This window comes from Micromonospora sp. NPDC005215, from assembly GCF_040607915.1.
In the GTDB taxonomy this organism is placed as follows: domain Bacteria; phylum Actinomycetota; class Actinomycetes; order Mycobacteriales; family Micromonosporaceae; genus Micromonospora.
In genome coordinates, this window is the sequence record NZ_JBEXHQ010000037.1 from 41,310 (window position 1) to 57,105 (window position 15,796).

General features: G+C 71.5%; 15 protein-coding genes. 4 read left to right on the plus strand and 11 right to left on the minus strand.

Annotated features, from left to right (window positions below):
- Positions 1–21: 21 nt before the first annotated feature.
- From lnt to ABZU25_RS24675, 7 genes are all read right to left on the minus strand, one after another.
- Positions 22–1,791, minus strand: a complete 1,770-nt coding sequence (lnt, locus tag ABZU25_RS24645) for an apolipoprotein N-acyltransferase (RefSeq protein WP_355031757.1) — start codon at positions 1,789–1,791, stop codon at positions 22–24.
- Between the two features lie 614 nt (positions 1,792–2,405).
- Positions 2,406–3,743, minus strand: coding sequence for a glutamate mutase L (locus tag ABZU25_RS24650; RefSeq protein ID WP_355031722.1), 1,338 nt, complete (start codon positions 3,741–3,743; stop codon positions 2,406–2,408).
- Entirely contained in the window at positions 3,740–4,132 is a 393-nt protein-coding gene (locus tag ABZU25_RS24655; RefSeq protein ID WP_355031723.1) for a hotdog domain-containing protein, read from the minus strand. The genes ABZU25_RS24650 and ABZU25_RS24655 overlap by 4 nt, the downstream gene beginning before the upstream one ends.
- Entirely contained in the window at positions 4,129–4,899 is a 771-nt protein-coding gene (locus ABZU25_RS24660) for an OAM dimerization domain-containing protein (RefSeq protein WP_355031724.1), read from the minus strand. Before ABZU25_RS24660 ends, ABZU25_RS24655 begins: the two co-directional genes overlap by 4 nt.
- Positions 4,896–6,455: a lysine 5,6-aminomutase subunit alpha gene (locus ABZU25_RS24665; RefSeq protein WP_355031725.1), complete on the minus strand. Its 1,560-nt coding sequence runs from the start codon at positions 6,453–6,455 to the stop codon at positions 4,896–4,898. The genes ABZU25_RS24660 and ABZU25_RS24665 overlap by 4 nt, the downstream gene beginning before the upstream one ends.
- A complete protein-coding gene (locus ABZU25_RS24670; protein ID WP_355031726.1) occupies positions 6,452–8,017 on the minus strand; it encodes an amidohydrolase family protein in 1,566 nt (521 codons plus the stop codon). Before ABZU25_RS24670 ends, ABZU25_RS24665 begins: the two co-directional genes overlap by 4 nt.
- A gap of 4 nt (positions 8,018–8,021) precedes the next feature.
- A complete protein-coding gene (locus ABZU25_RS24675) occupies positions 8,022–9,071 on the minus strand; it encodes a zinc-binding alcohol dehydrogenase (protein ID WP_355031758.1) in 1,050 nt (349 codons plus the stop codon).
- A 153-nt stretch (positions 9,072–9,224) separates the two neighbouring features.
- Between ABZU25_RS24675 and ABZU25_RS24680 the strand changes: the two genes are divergently transcribed.
- Positions 9,225–10,616: a lysine 2,3-aminomutase gene (locus ABZU25_RS24680; RefSeq protein WP_355031727.1), complete on the plus strand. Its 1,392-nt coding sequence runs from the start codon at positions 9,225–9,227 to the stop codon at positions 10,614–10,616.
- Positions 10,617–10,740: 124 nt separating this feature from the next.
- Here the strand turns inward: ABZU25_RS24680 and ABZU25_RS24685 are convergent, their stop codons facing one another.
- On the minus strand, positions 10,741–11,661 hold the full coding sequence (locus ABZU25_RS24685; RefSeq protein WP_355031728.1) for a polysaccharide deacetylase family protein: 921 nt from the start codon (positions 11,659–11,661) through the stop codon (positions 10,741–10,743).
- 143 nt (positions 11,662–11,804) lie between these two features.
- Here ABZU25_RS24685 and ABZU25_RS24690 point away from each other — a divergent pair, with 143 nt between their 5' ends.
- On the plus strand, positions 11,805–12,707 hold the full coding sequence (locus ABZU25_RS24690) for an AraC family transcriptional regulator (RefSeq protein WP_355031729.1): 903 nt from the start codon (positions 11,805–11,807) through the stop codon (positions 12,705–12,707).
- 107 nt (positions 12,708–12,814) lie between these two features.
- On the plus strand, positions 12,815–13,843 hold the full coding sequence (locus ABZU25_RS24695; protein WP_355031730.1) for an aldo/keto reductase: 1,029 nt from the start codon (positions 12,815–12,817) through the stop codon (positions 13,841–13,843).
- Between the two features lie 106 nt (positions 13,844–13,949).
- Here the strand turns inward: ABZU25_RS24695 and ABZU25_RS24700 are convergent, their stop codons facing one another.
- Together ABZU25_RS24700 and ABZU25_RS24705 are read right to left on the minus strand one after the other, a co-directional pair.
- Positions 13,950–14,291, minus strand: coding sequence for a YnfA family protein (locus ABZU25_RS24700; protein WP_355031731.1), 342 nt, complete (start codon positions 14,289–14,291; stop codon positions 13,950–13,952).
- Positions 14,292–14,364: 73 nt separating this feature from the next.
- The gene (locus ABZU25_RS24705; RefSeq protein ID WP_124856785.1) at positions 14,365–14,559 is read right to left on the minus strand and encodes a CsbD family protein; all 195 of its coding nucleotides are present in this window, start codon (positions 14,557–14,559) and stop codon (positions 14,365–14,367) included.
- Between the two features lie 156 nt (positions 14,560–14,715).
- On the opposite strand from ABZU25_RS24705, the gene ABZU25_RS24710 reads away from it, so the two are divergent.
- The gene (locus tag ABZU25_RS24710) at positions 14,716–15,327 is read left to right on the plus strand and encodes a histidine phosphatase family protein (protein WP_355031732.1); all 612 of its coding nucleotides are present in this window, start codon (positions 14,716–14,718) and stop codon (positions 15,325–15,327) included.
- Here ABZU25_RS24710 and ABZU25_RS24715 read toward each other — a convergent pair.
- Positions 15,257–15,763, minus strand: a complete 507-nt coding sequence (locus ABZU25_RS24715) for an Lrp/AsnC family transcriptional regulator (protein WP_355031733.1) — start codon at positions 15,761–15,763, stop codon at positions 15,257–15,259. The genes ABZU25_RS24710 and ABZU25_RS24715 overlap by 71 nt on opposite strands.
- Positions 15,764–15,796: the final 33 nt, after the last annotated feature.

A 15,796-nucleotide genomic window follows, 5' to 3' on the forward strand; every position in this document is an offset into this window, starting at 1 on the left:
CCGCCGGCGTACCGGCTGTTGCTATCCGGGCACGACCCGCTGCCGCCGGCGCAGCACCGCCGCGCCGACCAGGGCCGCCGCGGCCAGCGCGGCGAGCGTCACCTCCGGCCACCAGCCGAGGCGGGTGGCGAGGGTACGCCCGTCGTCGAGCCGCAACTGCCGCACCACGACCTCCCGGGTGTTGAACCCGGTGGCATCGCTTACCCGCCCGTCGGGTGCGACGAACCCGGACACACCGACCGTGGACGCCATCAACGCCGGCCGGCCGTGCTCCACCGCCCGCAGCCGCACCATGGCCATCTGCTGGCGGGCCTCCGCCACGTTGAAGGTGGCGTTGTTGGTCTGCACGACCAGCAGCTGCGCGCCGCCGGTGACGGTGTCGCGGACCACGTGGTCGTAGGCGACCTCGAAACAGATCACGTCACCGAGCACGGCCGGGCCGGCGCGTACCACGCCCGGGGTGCTCCCGGCGACGAAGTCGGCGCGGATCAGGTCGACCTGCTTGCTGACCATCCGGGCGATGTCGCGCAGCGGCACGTACTCGGCGAACGGCACCGGATGGCGCTTCGTGTACAGCTGACTCAGGTCCGCGCCGGTGCCGGGCCGCCACAGGATGCCCGCGTTGCGGACCTGCCCGGGGCCGGGGCCGAGCAGCACCGCCCCGACGAGGATCGGCGCGCGGATCGTGTCGGCGGCCTGAGAGATCCGCGCCCCGGCGGCCGGGTTGCGCAGCGGGTCGATGTCGCTGGAGTTCTCCGGCCACACCACCAGGTCGGGTTGACGTTCCTGACCGGCGGCGACCCGCGCGGCCAACTCGATGGTGGCGTCGGCGTGGTTGTTGAGCACCGCCTGCCGTTGGGCGTTGAAGTCCAGGCCCAGCCGCGGCACGTTGCCCTGCACGATGGCCACGGTGGCGGTGGCGCCCGACCCGGCGGTGGCCAGCGGCACCAGCAGACCGGCCCCGGCCAGCGCGACCGCGGCGACGGCCGGCACGGCCACCGGCGCCCACCGCCGCGCCGACACGGCGCCGCTGGGCCGAGTGGCCGGTTCGCCGGGGCGGCTGGTCGGCTCGATGCCGGTGGGACGAGTGGCCGGTTCGATGTCACTGGTGTCGCGGGGGTGGCTGGTCGCGTCGGTGTCGCCGAGAGCGCCGGTCGGGTCGGTGTCGGTGTGGCTGGTGGGGCGCAGGGAGACCCAGCCCCGCCACACGGCGGTGACCAGCAGCCCGCCGAGGAGCGCCACGGCGAAGGTCACCAGCGGCGCGCCGCCCAGCGCCGCGAGGCGCAGCAGCGGGGAGGTGTCCTGGCTGAACGCCAGCCGCCCCCACGGGAACCCACCGAACGGGGTGCGGTCGCGCAGGGCCTCCTGCCCGACCCACAGCAACCCGGTCAGCACCGGCCACGACCAGCGGACCCGGTCGACAAGCGGTGACACCCAGGCGGTGGCCGCGCCGAGCAGCGCCAGGTAGCCGGCCTGCAGCAGCGACAGGAGCACCCACGGCAGGTAGCCGGTGTGCAGGTTCGTCCAGGCCAGCAGGGGGGCGAAGAACGCCACCCCGGTGAGGAAGCCCAGACCGGCGCCGGCGCGCAACCGCCGCCGGTGCGCGGCGGCGGCCAGCAACGCCACCCCGACGGGCGCGAGCGGCCAGACCCCGTACGGGGGGAACGCCACCAGCAGGGCCAGCCCGGCGGCGATCGCCAGGGGTGCGGCGACCCGTAGCGGCAGGGGGCGACCGGCGACGACCGGCGCGCTGATCCCCGTGGGGGCGTGGGTTTCATCCCGGTCCAGCATCGTCACCGCAGCTTCACCTCGATCACCCGGCGAAGGCTACCTGGCTGACGGTCCCGGCGGCCGCATCGGGCGGCCGGAAGTGAGCGGAGGGGCGCGATGATCAGATGATGAAAAAGAGGTCGAGGAAGGTTGGTGGGCCTACTTTTCGTCACCTGATCAAGGAAAGCGGCACTGGCGCGACAGTGGGTTCACGGCGACGTACGCGCTCGACGCCCCAGCGACAATGAAATCGGGGCGCGGCTCGCGCCGCGCCCCGATGCTCCCAGGCCCTTCCCGGCCGGTGTGGCGAGGATGGGGCACGACGACCTTCGGACCGACCAGACGTGGACTGGCTGCCCCCGCCGGGCCGTTGTCTACTGGCCGTGCACCTCACCCTGCCCGTACACCGGTAACCGCGGCCGGTTCGCGCCGCCCCGCCGACCCCCGCCCGCTGGACCTGGCCGCCGCGACGATGACGCTCAAAAATGTCGCTCGGCCAGCGGACGAGAGGACGAAGCGAACAACAGCCGCTTCCCGTGGTAGGACTCAAAGACGGTACGTGCCGACCCCCGTCGGTTGTCAACCCACCCCCGGCCTGTCGTGTGTTGCGCCACGGCGTGTCGGGTCGGCGAGTCTCAATGCGTGCGCAGATGGTGGCGCAGCAGCGCCCCCGCCGCCACCCGGTGCTCCTCGGCGAGCAGGCCCCCGGCGGCCAGCACGTAGTCGGCGTCGACGACCGCGGCGGCGGCGCGGGGCAACGCCCACCCGCCGGCGTGGTCGGCGAGGACCGCCGCCAACACCTGCCCGGACGTGTCCGTCGGCGCGTGCCGCAGCACCCCACCGGAACCCACAAGCAGCCGCACGTCGCGCAGGTCCCGCCCGGCCCGTTCGCCGGTGGCAGCACCCCGGGCGTGCCGGCGCAACGCCACCGTCGCCGCGAGGGTGGCGATGCGGGCGTCGACGGCCCGCTCGACGGCGTCGGCGGCCAGGAACGCCGGGTCGGCGGCCCGGCGCGCCGCGGCGGCGCCCAGGTCGTCGGACTCGTCCGCGGTGAGCAGCCGCTCCTCGGCGGCGGCCCGCACGACCCCCGGGGCGCTCCACCGCATGCCCAGGTCACCCTCCACCGTGCGGGCCCGCCACAGGCTGCCGGCGACCTCCCGCGCGGGCCCGGTGGCCCGCTCGTCGGGGGTGAGCACCGAGTACACGTCGGTGGTGGCGCCACCCACGTCGACCACGGCGAGGTCACCACCGAGGGTGTCGGCGAGCACCTCCACACCGGTGAGCACCACGTCGGGCGTGGCCGCCCGCACCAGCCGCGCGAACCGGGCGCCCTTCGACAGCCGCTTACCACCGATGACGTGGCGCAGGAACACCGCGCGGATCGCCGCCCGCGCCGACGCCGGGGCGAGCACCCCGATGCGGGGCAGGACGTTCTCCGCGCCCGTCACCGGCACCCCGGCGGCCTCCAACAACCCGGTCAGCTGCGCGCGCACGTCACCGTTGCCGGCGAACACCACCGGCACCCGCCACCGGGCCCGAGCCAGCCGGGTCGCGTTGTGGGTGATCGTCTCGGCGTCACCGCCGTCGGTGCCACCGACCAGCAGCACCACGTCCGGTCGGGCCGCCCGCAACGCCACCAGGTCCGCCGCGGCGAGCCGACCGGCCGCCACGTGCACCACGTGCGCGCCGGCGGACAACCCGACCCGCCGGCCCGCCTGCGCGGTGACCAGCGGCTCGTAGCCGATCACCGCCAGCCGCAGCCCGCCACCGGCCGACGAGCACACGTACCACGGCGCGTCGCGCACACCCAGCCCGGCGCTGGCCGCCGTGACCGCGGCGTCCAGGCCGTGCAGCACGTCGCTGCCCACCGTGGTCGGCGCGGCCGCCGCTCCCACCAGCACACCGGCGGTCAGGTCCACCACCGCCACCTTGGTGTACGTGGACCCGACGTCCGCGCAGACCGCCAGGCTCACGACGCGGCGGGAACGACCACGGTGCCGGTCGCGGTGACCGCCACGATCGGCGGGTCGAGGACCTCCGCGGCGGACGCGGAGCGGTCCGGGCGACCCCGGCACACCACCGCGCAGGACAACTCCAGGGTGCGGCTGCGCGTGCCGACCCGGGACACCCGCGCGGTGACCTCCACCACGTCACCAGCCCGGATCGGCGCGGTGAACCGCACGTCGGCGTACCCGGCGAACAGACCCTCGTCGCCGTCGGTGCGGATGCACACCTCCGTGGCGACGTCCCCGAACAGGGCCAGGGCGTACGCCCCGTCGACGAGGTTGCCGGCGTAGTGGGCGTGCGAGTACGGCACATACCGCCGGTGCGTCACCGTCAACCCGAGCCGTGCGTCGGTCATGCCATCGCCTTCCGCTGCGTGATCAGGGCGTGCACGAGGTAGCTGGCCACCTCGCCGGGCGTGGTACCCCGACCGAAGATCCGGTCCACGCCCAACTCGTCGGTCATCGTCTCGTCGAACCGGGGCCCGCCCACGATCAGCAGCGGCCGCCGGCCCGCCGGCATCGCCTCCCGGAACGCCGCCGACATCTCCCGGGTGTTGTGCAGGTGCGCGTCGCGTTGGGTGACCACCTGCGACACCAGCACCGCGTCGGCCTTCTCCACCCGGGCGGTCTCCACCAACTCCGGCACGCTGACCTGCGCACCCATGTTGGTGACCTTCAACTCCCGGTAGTACTCCAGGCCCTTCTCCCCCGCGATGCCCTTGACGTTGAGGATCGCGTCGATGCCCACGGTGTGCGCGTCGGTGCCGATGCACGCACCGACCACTGACAGCTTGCGCCGCAACCGCTGCTTGATCACCGTGTTGACGTCCTTCGCCGACAGCAACGCGAAGTCGCGTTCCACCACCTGCACCGCGTTCAGGTCGACCAGGTGGTTGACCCGCCCGTAGACCACGAAGAACGTGAACCCGTCACCCATCGGCTTGGCGTGCACCACCATCGCCGGGTCGATGCCCATCTTGTTGGCCAACTGCACCGCCGCGCCCTCGGCCCGCTTGTCGTGCGCCACCGGCAGCGTGAACGACACCTGCACCATCCCGTCACCGGTGGTGTCCCCGTAGGGCCGCACGATCTGCTTACTCGGCTGGCCGGTTCGCTCGCTCACGCCACCGCCTCCAGGATGTCGGTGGCCGGGTTGTAGTAGTCCGCCTCGTGCGCGGCGACCCCGGCCAGGCCCTTACCCCGGTCCGCGGGCCGCTTCATGATCCCGAACGTGCCCTCGGCGATCGCCGTGAGCAACGTCTGCTCCCCGATGCGCTCCAGCAGATCCAGCGCCTCACCGAGGACCTGGTTGGCGCGGCGACGGATGAACCCGCCGGGCGCCGGCACGAAGTCCTCGTGCAGCCCACCGGCGGCGCCCAGCACGTACCGCACGTTCTGCACCGCGATGTCCCGGTCCGACAACCACGGCGTCACCACCGCCTCGGTCATCATCCCCACCAGCAGGATCCCCTGACCGGTCAGCGCCCCCGCCAGGTTGAAGAACCCGTCGAGCAGGTTGCCCCGGAACACGTCACCGGTCATGTGCTTCGTCGGTGGCATCCACTTCAACGGCGCGTCCGGGAACAACTCCCGGGCCAGCAGGGCGTGGGCCAACTCCAGGCGGAACGACTCCGGCACCTCCGGGTTGATCTCGAACGCGTGCCCCAACCCCAACTGCCAGTCCGCCAACCCCGCCTCGTGCGCGAAGAACTCGTTGAGCAGCTGCGACACCGTCACCGTGTGCGCCTCGTCGACGGCGTCGGCGGTGGTCAGGTAGTTGTCCTCACCGGTGTTGATGATGATCCCGGCGCGGGCGTGCACCTGCCGGGAGAACCGCTGGTCGACGAACGTGCGCACCGGGTTGATGTCGCGGAACAGGATCCCGTACATCGAGTCGTTCAACATCATGTCCAGGCGTTCCAGCCCGGCCAGGGTCGCCATCTCCGGCATGCACAACCCGGACGCGTAGTTGGTCAACCGCACGTAGCGGCCCACCTCCCTCGACGACTCGTCCAACGCCGCGCGCATCAGCCGGAAGTTCTCCTGCGTGGCGTACGTGCCGGCGAACCCCTCCCGGGTCGCGCCCTCGGGCACGTAGTCCAGCAACGACTGCCCGGTGGAGCGGATCACCGCGATCACGTCCGCACCCGCCCGCGCCGCCGCCTGCGCCTGCGGAATGTCCTCGTAGATGTCACCGGTCGCCACGATCAGGTAGATCCACGGCCGCTGCTTCGGGTCACCGTGGCGCTTCACGAGCCGATCCCGCTCGGCGCGCCGCCGGTCGATGCGCCGGATACCCGCGCCGACCGCCCTGCGCGCCGCCGACCGGGCGGCCGTGGCGGCCCGACCCGACGGCACGGCGAACCGCACCGACCCGGCGGCGGCCTTCTGCGCCAGCAACGTCACGTCCGCGCTGCCCTCGCGCACCAGCGCGTCGAACACCGGCACCGCCACCCCGTGCCCCAACCCCACGTCCGCGACGACCGCGTCGACGAGCCGGTTCACCCACGGAATACCGTCCGGGTCCGCACCCGTCACCCCGGCCAGCCGCAGCACGGCCCGCTCCACCGACACCGTGGTGTGGCTGCGCGCCAGGTCCACCACCGGCTGCCCGGCGCGGCGCGCCAACTCCCGCGCCCGCGCCACCAGCACCGGATCCAGATCAAGCTTCCCGGTCACAACGACCCCTCCTCGTAGATGACCTCACCGCGCAGCACCAGCCGCCGGCACACCGGCAACGGCGTCGGGTCGTCCGGACCCCGCACCTCCGGGTCCTCGGCCAGCAGCACCGGCAGGCCCCGCTCCACCCCCGCCGGCGTCGACCACACCGCGAACGTCGCCGGCGCACCCAACGCGAGGACCCCCTCGACGTCCAGCCGCACCGCCCGCCACCCACCACGGGTGTGCGCGGCGAACGCCGCCCGCACACTCATCCGCTGCGCCGGGTTGTGGTGCGCCGCCGCCGCCCGCACCGACCCCCACGGATCCAGCGGCGTCACCGGCGAATCCGACCCGAACGCCAACGTCACCCCCACCGAGTGCATCGCACCCATCGGGTTCGACTCCAACGACCGGTCCAACCCCAACCGCGACTCGTACATCCGCCCCGCCCCACCCCACAACCTGTCGAACGCCGGCTGCATGCTCGCCACCACCCCGTACTCCACGAACCCGGCGATCAACCGCTTGTTCATGATCTCCGCGTGCTCGATGCGGTGCCGGGCCGCGCGCAGCCGCTCCACACCCAGCGTCCGCGCCGCCCCCGCGAAACCGTCAAGCACCGTGCCGATCGCCGCGTCACCGATCGCGTGGAACCCGCCCTGCAGGCCGTGCGCCGCGCAGTCCAACAGGTGATCACGCACCTGCTCGGCCGTCAGGTACCCGTGCCCGCAGTCGTCACCGTCGCCGTACGGCTGCGACACGTGCGCCGTGCGCGCACCCAACGCGCCATCGGCGAACAGGTCACCGCCGGCGCCCACCGCACCCAACTCCCGGGCCCGCGCCGCGCCACCCAACTCACCCCAGTACCCGTACACCTCCGGCAACCCCGCACCCGAGATGCCCAGCAGGCCGGTGAAGTCCTCCTCGTCGGAGATCTCCGGGCCACCACACTCGTGCACCGCAGCGATCCCCAACGACGCCGCGTGCGACAGGGCCACCCGCTGCGCGGCGACCCGCTGCGCCCGACTCACCGACCCCTGCGCCGCCGCCCGCACCACGTGGTGCGCGTCGCGACGCAACCAACCCGACGCGTCGTAACCGGCCGCCCGCACCACCTCCGGGCACGCCGCCAGCAGCGCCGACGACACCAACGCCGAGTGCAGCGACGCCTGCGACAGATACACCCGCCGGCCACCGGCCGCCCGGCCCACCGCCGCCGCGTCCGGCAACGTCGCATCCGACCAGCCCGACTCGTCCCAGCCGTGCCCCAACACCACGGCGTCCGCCGGCAGACCCGCCGCGAACCCGGCCACCGCGTCCAGCAACTGCCCAGCCGACCGCACCCCGGCCACATCCAGCCCGGACAACGCCAACCCGGTGTCGGTGGCGTGCACGTGCGCGTCGACGAACGCCGGCGTCACCAACGCCCCACCCAGATCCACCACCCGGTCGGCCGGCGGCGCGTCACCGTCGGTCCCCAACCAGGTGATCCGCCCACCGGACACCAGCAGCGCGGTGGCGCTCGGGTCGGCGGGGCAGTGCAGCACGCCGCCGCGGTACAACGTCGAGGGGTTCGTCATGGCCTCAGTCTGCCGCGATCCGCGCCGCGAACAGCTGACGCACCCCCGGCTCGGCCCGCAGCAGGCCCAGCGCCAACTCCGCGTGCCCCGGCACGTACCCGTTGCCCACCAGCATCGTCACGTCCGCGGCCAACCCCTCGGCGCCCAACGCCGCCGCCGCGAAGCTCGTCGCCATCGAGAAAAAGATCACCGTGCCGCCGTCCGCGGTGGCCAACACCGCCCCGTGCTCACACCCCGGCACGTCCACGCACACCACAGTGACGTCCGCCGGGGCGCCCAGGGCCACGGTCACCGCCGTGGACAACCCCACCGGGTCCCGCGCGTCAGCCAACACCACCACCGACGCCAGGCCAACCGCCGTCAGCGCGTCGCGCTCCGCCGCCACCGGCACCACCCCGACGGTACGCGCGGCACCGGCCCGCCGCGCCGCCACGAGGGACAGCGACCCGCTCTTGCCCGCCCCGCCGATCACCGCGACCCGCACCGGCGTCGGGTCACCGAGGCGACCGCGCTCCTCGACGTAACGCGACACCACCCGGGCGGTCAGCGCGGGCGCCCCGCACACGTCCAGCACCGCCAGGGACAACTGCGGGTCCTCGTCGTCGGGCAGCACCGCGGCGATGGACCGCGCGAACAGGATCGCCCACCCGTCGCACGGCACCTGCTCGCTGCGCCCGTCCCAGCGGGCCAGCCCGTCGGTCACGACGAGGGGGGTCAACGTCAACGACACCAGGGTGGCGACCCGCTCCCCCGCCTTGAGCCCGAGCGGGGACCGCCGGCCAGCCTCCTCGACCGTGCCGATCAACATCCCACCCGACCCGGTCACCGGGTTCTGCATCTTCCCCCGGGTCCTAATGATCTCCAGCACCTCGGCGCGGACCGCGTCACCGTTCCCGCCGTGCTTCTCCGACAACTGCCGGAAACTCGCCGCGTCCAGGTTGAGCCGCTGCACCCGGATCCGCACCTCGTTCGGCGCGATCGCCGCGGACGTGTCCAGCCGCCAGGCCGCCTGCGGCAGCACCCCCGCCGGTTGCACGACGCGGTGCAGTCCCACCGGTGACGTCACGCCGACCTCCCCTGTCCAGCCGTTCGAAGCCTCGGCCAAGGCTCGCGTAACGGGAAAACTTACGGCAGACTAGTTTCTGTACCGAATATTTTCCAGTAGCCTTCGGGCTTCGATGATCAGCCGCACCACCGAGGAGGGGCCGTGACCCAGACCATCCCGCAACCCCGTCACGCCCCGGTCGCCGTACCGACCGCCGGGCAGCCCTACGAGTACCACCGCCGCCCCCTTGTCGAACCGGACTGGACCCGCTTCCCCGGCTGGCGCCACGTCACCCGCGACCAGTGGGAATCCGCCCAGTGGCAACGCGTCAACTGCGTCAAGAACACCAAGCAGCTCCGCGCCGTCTTCGGCGACCTGATCGACGAGACCTTCTACGCCGACCTCGAGGCCGACCAGAAGGCCCTGGCCACCATGTCGATGCTGGTGCCACCCCAAATGATCAACACGATGGTGCCGTTCGCGACCCTCACCACCGAGGCCCTGCTCGCCGACCCCATCCGCCGCTACATGATCCCGGTCGCCTCCGACCGACGCACCGACTGGCCCTCACACCCCTACGCCAGCCGCGACAGCCTCCACGAGCACGACATGTGGGTCGCCGAAGGCCTCACCCACCGCTACCCCACCAAGGTCCTCGCCGAGCTGCTCTCCACCTGCCCGCAGTACTGCGGGCACTGCACCCGGATGGACCTCGTCGGCAACTCCACCCCCACCGTCGACAAACTCAAGCTCACCCTCAAGCCCGTCGACCGCTACGACGCCCACATCGCCTACCTCAAGGGCCACCCCGGCGTCCGCGACGTCGTCGTCTCCGGTGGCGACGTGGCCAACGTGCCGTGGCGCAACCTCGAGTCGTACCTCATGCGCCTGCTGGAACTGGAAACCGTCCGCGACATCCGGCTCGCCACCAAGGCCCTCATGGGCCTCCCCCAACACTGGCTGCAACCCGACGTCGTCGAAGGCCTGGAGCGCGTCGCCCGCACCGCCGCCCGCCGCGGCGTCAACCTCGCCATCCACACCCACGTCAACCACGCCCAGTCGCTCACCCCACTGGTCGCCAAGGCCGCCCAGACCGCCCTCGACGTCGGCGTCCGTGACGTCCGCAACCAGGGCGTGCTCATGCGCGGCGTCAACGCCACCACCCCGGAACTGCTCGACCTCTGCTTCGCCCTCCAGGGCGAAGCCGGGATCCTGCCGTACTACTTCTACATGTGCGACATGATCCCCAACGCCGAACACTGGCGCGTCCCGGTCTGGCACGCCCAGCAGCTCCAGCACGACATCATGGGCTACCTCCCCGGCTACGCCACCCCCCGCATCGTCTGCGACGTCCCCTTCGTCGGCAAGCGCTGGGTGCACATGCTCACCGACTACGACCGCGAACGCGGCATCTCCTACTGGACCAAGAACTACCGCACCTCCATCGAATCCGCCGACCTGGAAGCCCTCAACAAGCGCTACGCCTACTACGACCCGATCGACACCCTCCCCGCTAACGGCCAACAGTGGTGGACCGACCACCGCAACGACTAAACCCCCACCCCCACCCCACCCCACCCCCCGACGCTGTTGATCAAGAGGTTCGCGTCAGCTTTGATCTCCTGCTTGACGCAAACCTCTTGATCAACCGAACGGGGTGGGGCTGGACGCAGAGCGCTCAGGCGGCGGCCAACACCTCGGACAACGGTGCTGGCACCAACCCACGCTCCCGTAGCCCCTCCAGGATGTGCGGCAACGCCTCATCCGTCATCGCGGCGTTCGCCTCGGTCACGTGCATGATCACCACCGACCCGGGGCGGACGTGGTCCAGCACCGCCCGCACCAACGGCTTCCACGCGGTCGCGAACGGATCGCCGCTGACCACGTCCCCGTCGACCACCGTCACACCCAGCGGCGCCAGCGCGTCCAGCGTCGCCGCGTCGTGGCAGAGCCCCGGAAACCGGAAGTAACGGGTCTGTCGACCCCCGTACGGCTTGATCACTTCGAAGGTCTTCGCCACGTCCCCGGCCAACTCGTCGACGGGCTGCGAGGGCAGGTCGTAACAGTCCCCGGTGAACGCCGCATGCCCATAGGTGTGGTTGGCCAACTCGAAGCGCGGGTTCCCGGCGATCCGCCGGGTGACGTCCGGATAGCGCTGCACCCACTTGCCGGTCAGGAAGAACGTGGCCGGCACCTGCTCCCGCTCCAGCAGGTCGAGGATGCGCAGGTTGGCGTACGACTTCACCCGGCCGGCGCGCAGGTTGCCCAACATCCCGTCGGTCATGTCCGCGTCGAACGTCAGCGCGACGCGGTTGCCGGCACGCGGGCCGTGCTCCACCACCGGTGGCAGGCTTCCCGCCGCAGTCGCGCCCGGCACGGTTGTCGTGCCCGGCACGGTGGCCTCCGACGGGGACGCCTGCCCAGTAGCGCTGGCACCACCCGCCGGGCGCGTGGGAATGGGACTCGCGGCCACGACGGACGGGCCAACGAAGGTCGGCGCCTCCGACGGGGACGCCCCGGAGCACCCGACCGCGGCGCTGCCGACGAGGGCCGCCGCGACCAGTACACCGAGCAGCGGGCGGAGCCGGGATCGGATCACGCCGGTGATCATCGCAAACGTGAAGGCGAAACGTTGTCCCGTCTTCGGCCACGCCACCCGCACACTGCCACGAAGCTCGCACGTCCTAGCACGATCCTGCCGCTGACCAGCGGTCCCCGCGCGTCTCATGCTGCACTCGGGACATGCTGGACGAACTACGCGACCTGTTGGAACGGCACGTCCGCCCCGACCTGACCACCGGCATCGACGGCGTCCGGGTCTGCCGGATCGACCAGACCGCCTCCCCGGTCTCCTCCATGTCCGGCAAGGTACTGGCGGTCATCGCCCGGGGCGGCAAGCGGCTCGCCCTCGGCGACCAGGTCTACGAGTACGGCCCCGGCCAGTACCTCGTCGCCTCGATCGACCTTCCGGTGACGGGGCACGTCATCGACACCGCCCCGGGCGACCCCGCACTCGGCTTCGGGATGACCCTGGACCCCGCCACCATCGCGGAGCTGCTGCTGCAGGCAGGCCCGGGCGATCTGCCACGTTCCCCTGGCACCGCGCGGCCCGGAATCGCGGTCAGTGACGCCCCGGACGCGCTGCTCGACGCCATCGTGCGGCTGCTGCGCCTGCTCGACCGTCCACAGGACCGCAGGACACTGGCCCCCCTGTTCAAGCGCGAGATCCTCTGGCGGTTGATGACCGGCGAACAGGGTGACGTCGTCCGGCAGATCGGCCTCGCCGACAGCAGCCTGAGCCACATCGCCCGGGCGGTCCAGTGGATCCGCGAGAACTACACCCGGCCGTTCCGGGTCGACGAGATGGCACAGCTTTCCGGGATGAGTGTCTCCGCATTCCACCGAAACTTCCAGGCGGTGACGGCGATGAGCCCCATCCAGTTCCAGAAGCACATCCGCCTGCAGACGGCGAGACTACTGCTGGCAAACAGCCCCAACGAAATCACCCGCGTCGCCCATCGCGTCGGTTACGACAGCCCGTCCCAGTTCACCCGCGAATACCGGCGACTGTTCGGTGCTCCGCCCAGCATCGACGCGCCGCGCATACGGGCCGGATCCGAAAATGCGGGCTCCGCCCTCCCCTGACCTCTGACGAAGAGGATCGTGCAACCAGACGAGACGATTTCACTAGTTCCACCCCTTTCGCGGTGCTTCCATGGAGTCACCGGAACAAACCACTCCGAAGGACAACAGTGAAATACCGCAACCTGGGCCGGACCGGAATCGAAGTCAGCCCGTACTGCCTGGGCGCCATGATGTTCGGCGCCATGGGAAACACCGATCACGACGACTCCATCCGAATCATCCACAAAGCCCTCGACGCCGGAATCAACTTCGTCGACACCGCCGACGTCTACTCCGGCGGCGAATCCGAGGTGATCGTCGGCAAGGCACTCAAGGGCCGCCGCGACAACGTCGTACTGGCCAGCAAGCTGCACTACCCGATGGACGACGACCCCAACCACCGCGGAAACTCACGACGGTGGATCACCACGGCGGTCGAGAACTCCCTGCGCCGCCTACAGACCGATCACCTCGACCTTTACCAGGTCCATCGCCCGGACCCGACTGTCGACGTGGAGGAGACCCTCTCGGCCCTGTCCGATCTCATCCACAGCGGCAAGGTACGCGCGATCGGCGCGTCGTCGTTTCCGGCATCGGAGATCGTCGAAGCGCAGTGGGTCGCCGAGCGACGCGGCCTCGAACGCTTCCGGACCGAGCAACCGCCGTACTCCATCGTCAACCGGAGCATCGAACGCGAGGTCCTCCCGGTCTGCCAACGCTACGGCATGGGCACCCTCGTGTGGAGTCCGCTCGGCCAGGGCCTGCTGACCGGCCGGTACCGCAAGGGCCAGCAGCCCGACAGCCACCGGTCCGGCTTCACCCCGCAGCACTTCGACGACGAGCGCAAGCTCGACGTCGTGGAACAACTCATCCCGCTCGCCGACCAGGCCGGCCTGCCGATGACCCACCTCGCCATGGCGTTCGCGATCGCCCACCCGGGCGTTACCTCGGCGATCATCGGGCCGCGCACCATGGCACAACTCGACGACCTGCTGGCCGGCGCCGACGTCACCCTGACCGACGAGATCCTCGACCGGATCGACGAGATCGCGCCGCCCGGCACCGACGCCGGCCCCAACGACGTGGCCTACGTACCGCCGGCCGTGTCGACAGTGGGTCTGCGCCGCCGGCCGCTCGCGCAGCGATCCGCCGGCTGACCCACGACGGTTGTGCCGTTCGAGTGCCCGCCCCGTCACGGTGGCGGGCACTCGGCGTGCGAGAGCCGGCGCCGCTAGGCGCTCGCGCCGCTAGGCGCTCGCGCCGCTAGGCGCTCGCGCCGCGCGGCGCGTACATGATGACCGCGACGCCGAGCAGGCAGAGCGCCGCACCGGCGAGGTCCCACCGGTCCGGACGGAAGCCGTCGACCACCATCGCCCAGCCCAACGAGCCGGCCACGAACACCCCGCCGTACGCGGCAAGGATCCGGCCGAAGTTCGCGTCAGGTTGGAACGTGGCGACGAAGCCGTAACAGCCCAGCGCCACCACGCCGGCAGCGATCCACAGCAGCCCGCGCTGCTCCCGCCAGCCCTGCCAGACGAGCCAGGCGCCGCCGATCTCGGCGACCGCGGCCAACGCGAACAACACGAGGGAACGAAGCACCGTCACCGCAAGACCTTAGCCGCAGCACACGACGGGTCCCCGGGCGACGGTGCGCCCGGGGACCCGTGAACCGCTCAGGTCACTTCGTGAAGGAGTCCTTCATGTTGCGACCGGCGTCCTTGACGTTCTGACCGGCCTGCTTGGCGCGCGCGTCGCTCTCCTGGCTGGCGCCCTCGCCACGCATCCGCTCGTTGTCGGTCATGTCGCCGACGCGCTCTCGTGCGGCGCCGGCCATCTGCTCGACCTTGTTCTTTGCCTTCTCGGTGAAGCTCATCGCGCCTCCTCGGTCTGGCGGTTGTCCTGGCTCGCTTGCCCGGTCTCCAGGTGCCGAAACCGGTGGTGCCGGTCGGCACACCCGCTAAGGCATCCTAGGAAGATAGGTTGAGGGAGGGTCGCCTGGCGGAAGCGGTCACGATGGTTAACTGGCCATATGGGAGAGCTCCTACTGATCCGGCACGGCGAGACCACCTGGAGCGCCAGCCTCCGGCACACCTCGTACACCGACCTGGAGCTGACCCCCGACGGCGAGCGACAGGCCCGCACCCTCGCCGCGTTCCTCGCCGGCCGGCGGTTCACGACAGTGCTGGCCAGCCCCCGCTCCCGGGCGCTGCGCACCGCGCAACTGGCCGGGCTCACCGTCGACGCTGTCGACGAGGACCTCAGCGAGTGGAACTACGGCGAGTACGAGGGCCGCACGACAGTCGACATCCACGCCGACCAACCGCACTGGAACATCTGGACCGACGGCTGCCCCGGCGGGGAGTCACCCGCACAGGTCGGTGAACGGCTCGACCGGGTGCTGACGCGGGTCACCCCACTGCTCGACCGGGGCACCGTCGCGCTTGTCGGTCACGCGCACAGCCTGCGTGTGCTCGGTGCGCGCTGGATCGGCCTGCCCCCGTCCGCCGGCGGACGACTACGCCTGGACACCGCCACGGTCAGCGCGCTCGGTCACGAGCACGGCCGGCAGGTCATCCTGCGGTGGAACCAGCCGGCTCCTCCGGCGCCCGGGACCGCGACCGACTCGGTGCCGCGGCACTGATCTTCGGAGGCCGGTTCTCATACGGGGTGGACAGCACCACTGTGGTCCGGGTCGTCACGTTCGCCGAGGTACGGATCTCCTGCAGCACCCGCTCCAGGTCGCTGGGGCTGGCCACCCGCACCAACAACAGGTAGAAGTCCTCCCCCGCCACCGAGTAGCAGGAGTCGATCTCGGGTAGGTGCGCCAGCCGCTCCGGCGCGTCGTCCGGCTGCGACGGGTCGAACGGGCGGATCGCCACGAACGCGGTCAGCGGCAGGTCCAGCGCCTCGAACGACACCCGCGCGGCGTACCCCTTGATCACCCCGCGCTGCTCCAGCCGGCGCACCCGCTGGTGCACGGCGGACACCGACAACCCCACCTTCTCGGCCAGGTCCGTGTACGACAGTCGGCCGTCGGCGGTCAGCGCGGCGACGATAGAGCGGTCGATCTCCTCCACGGCGTGCAACCTACCGGGAAAACCGCCCGACGG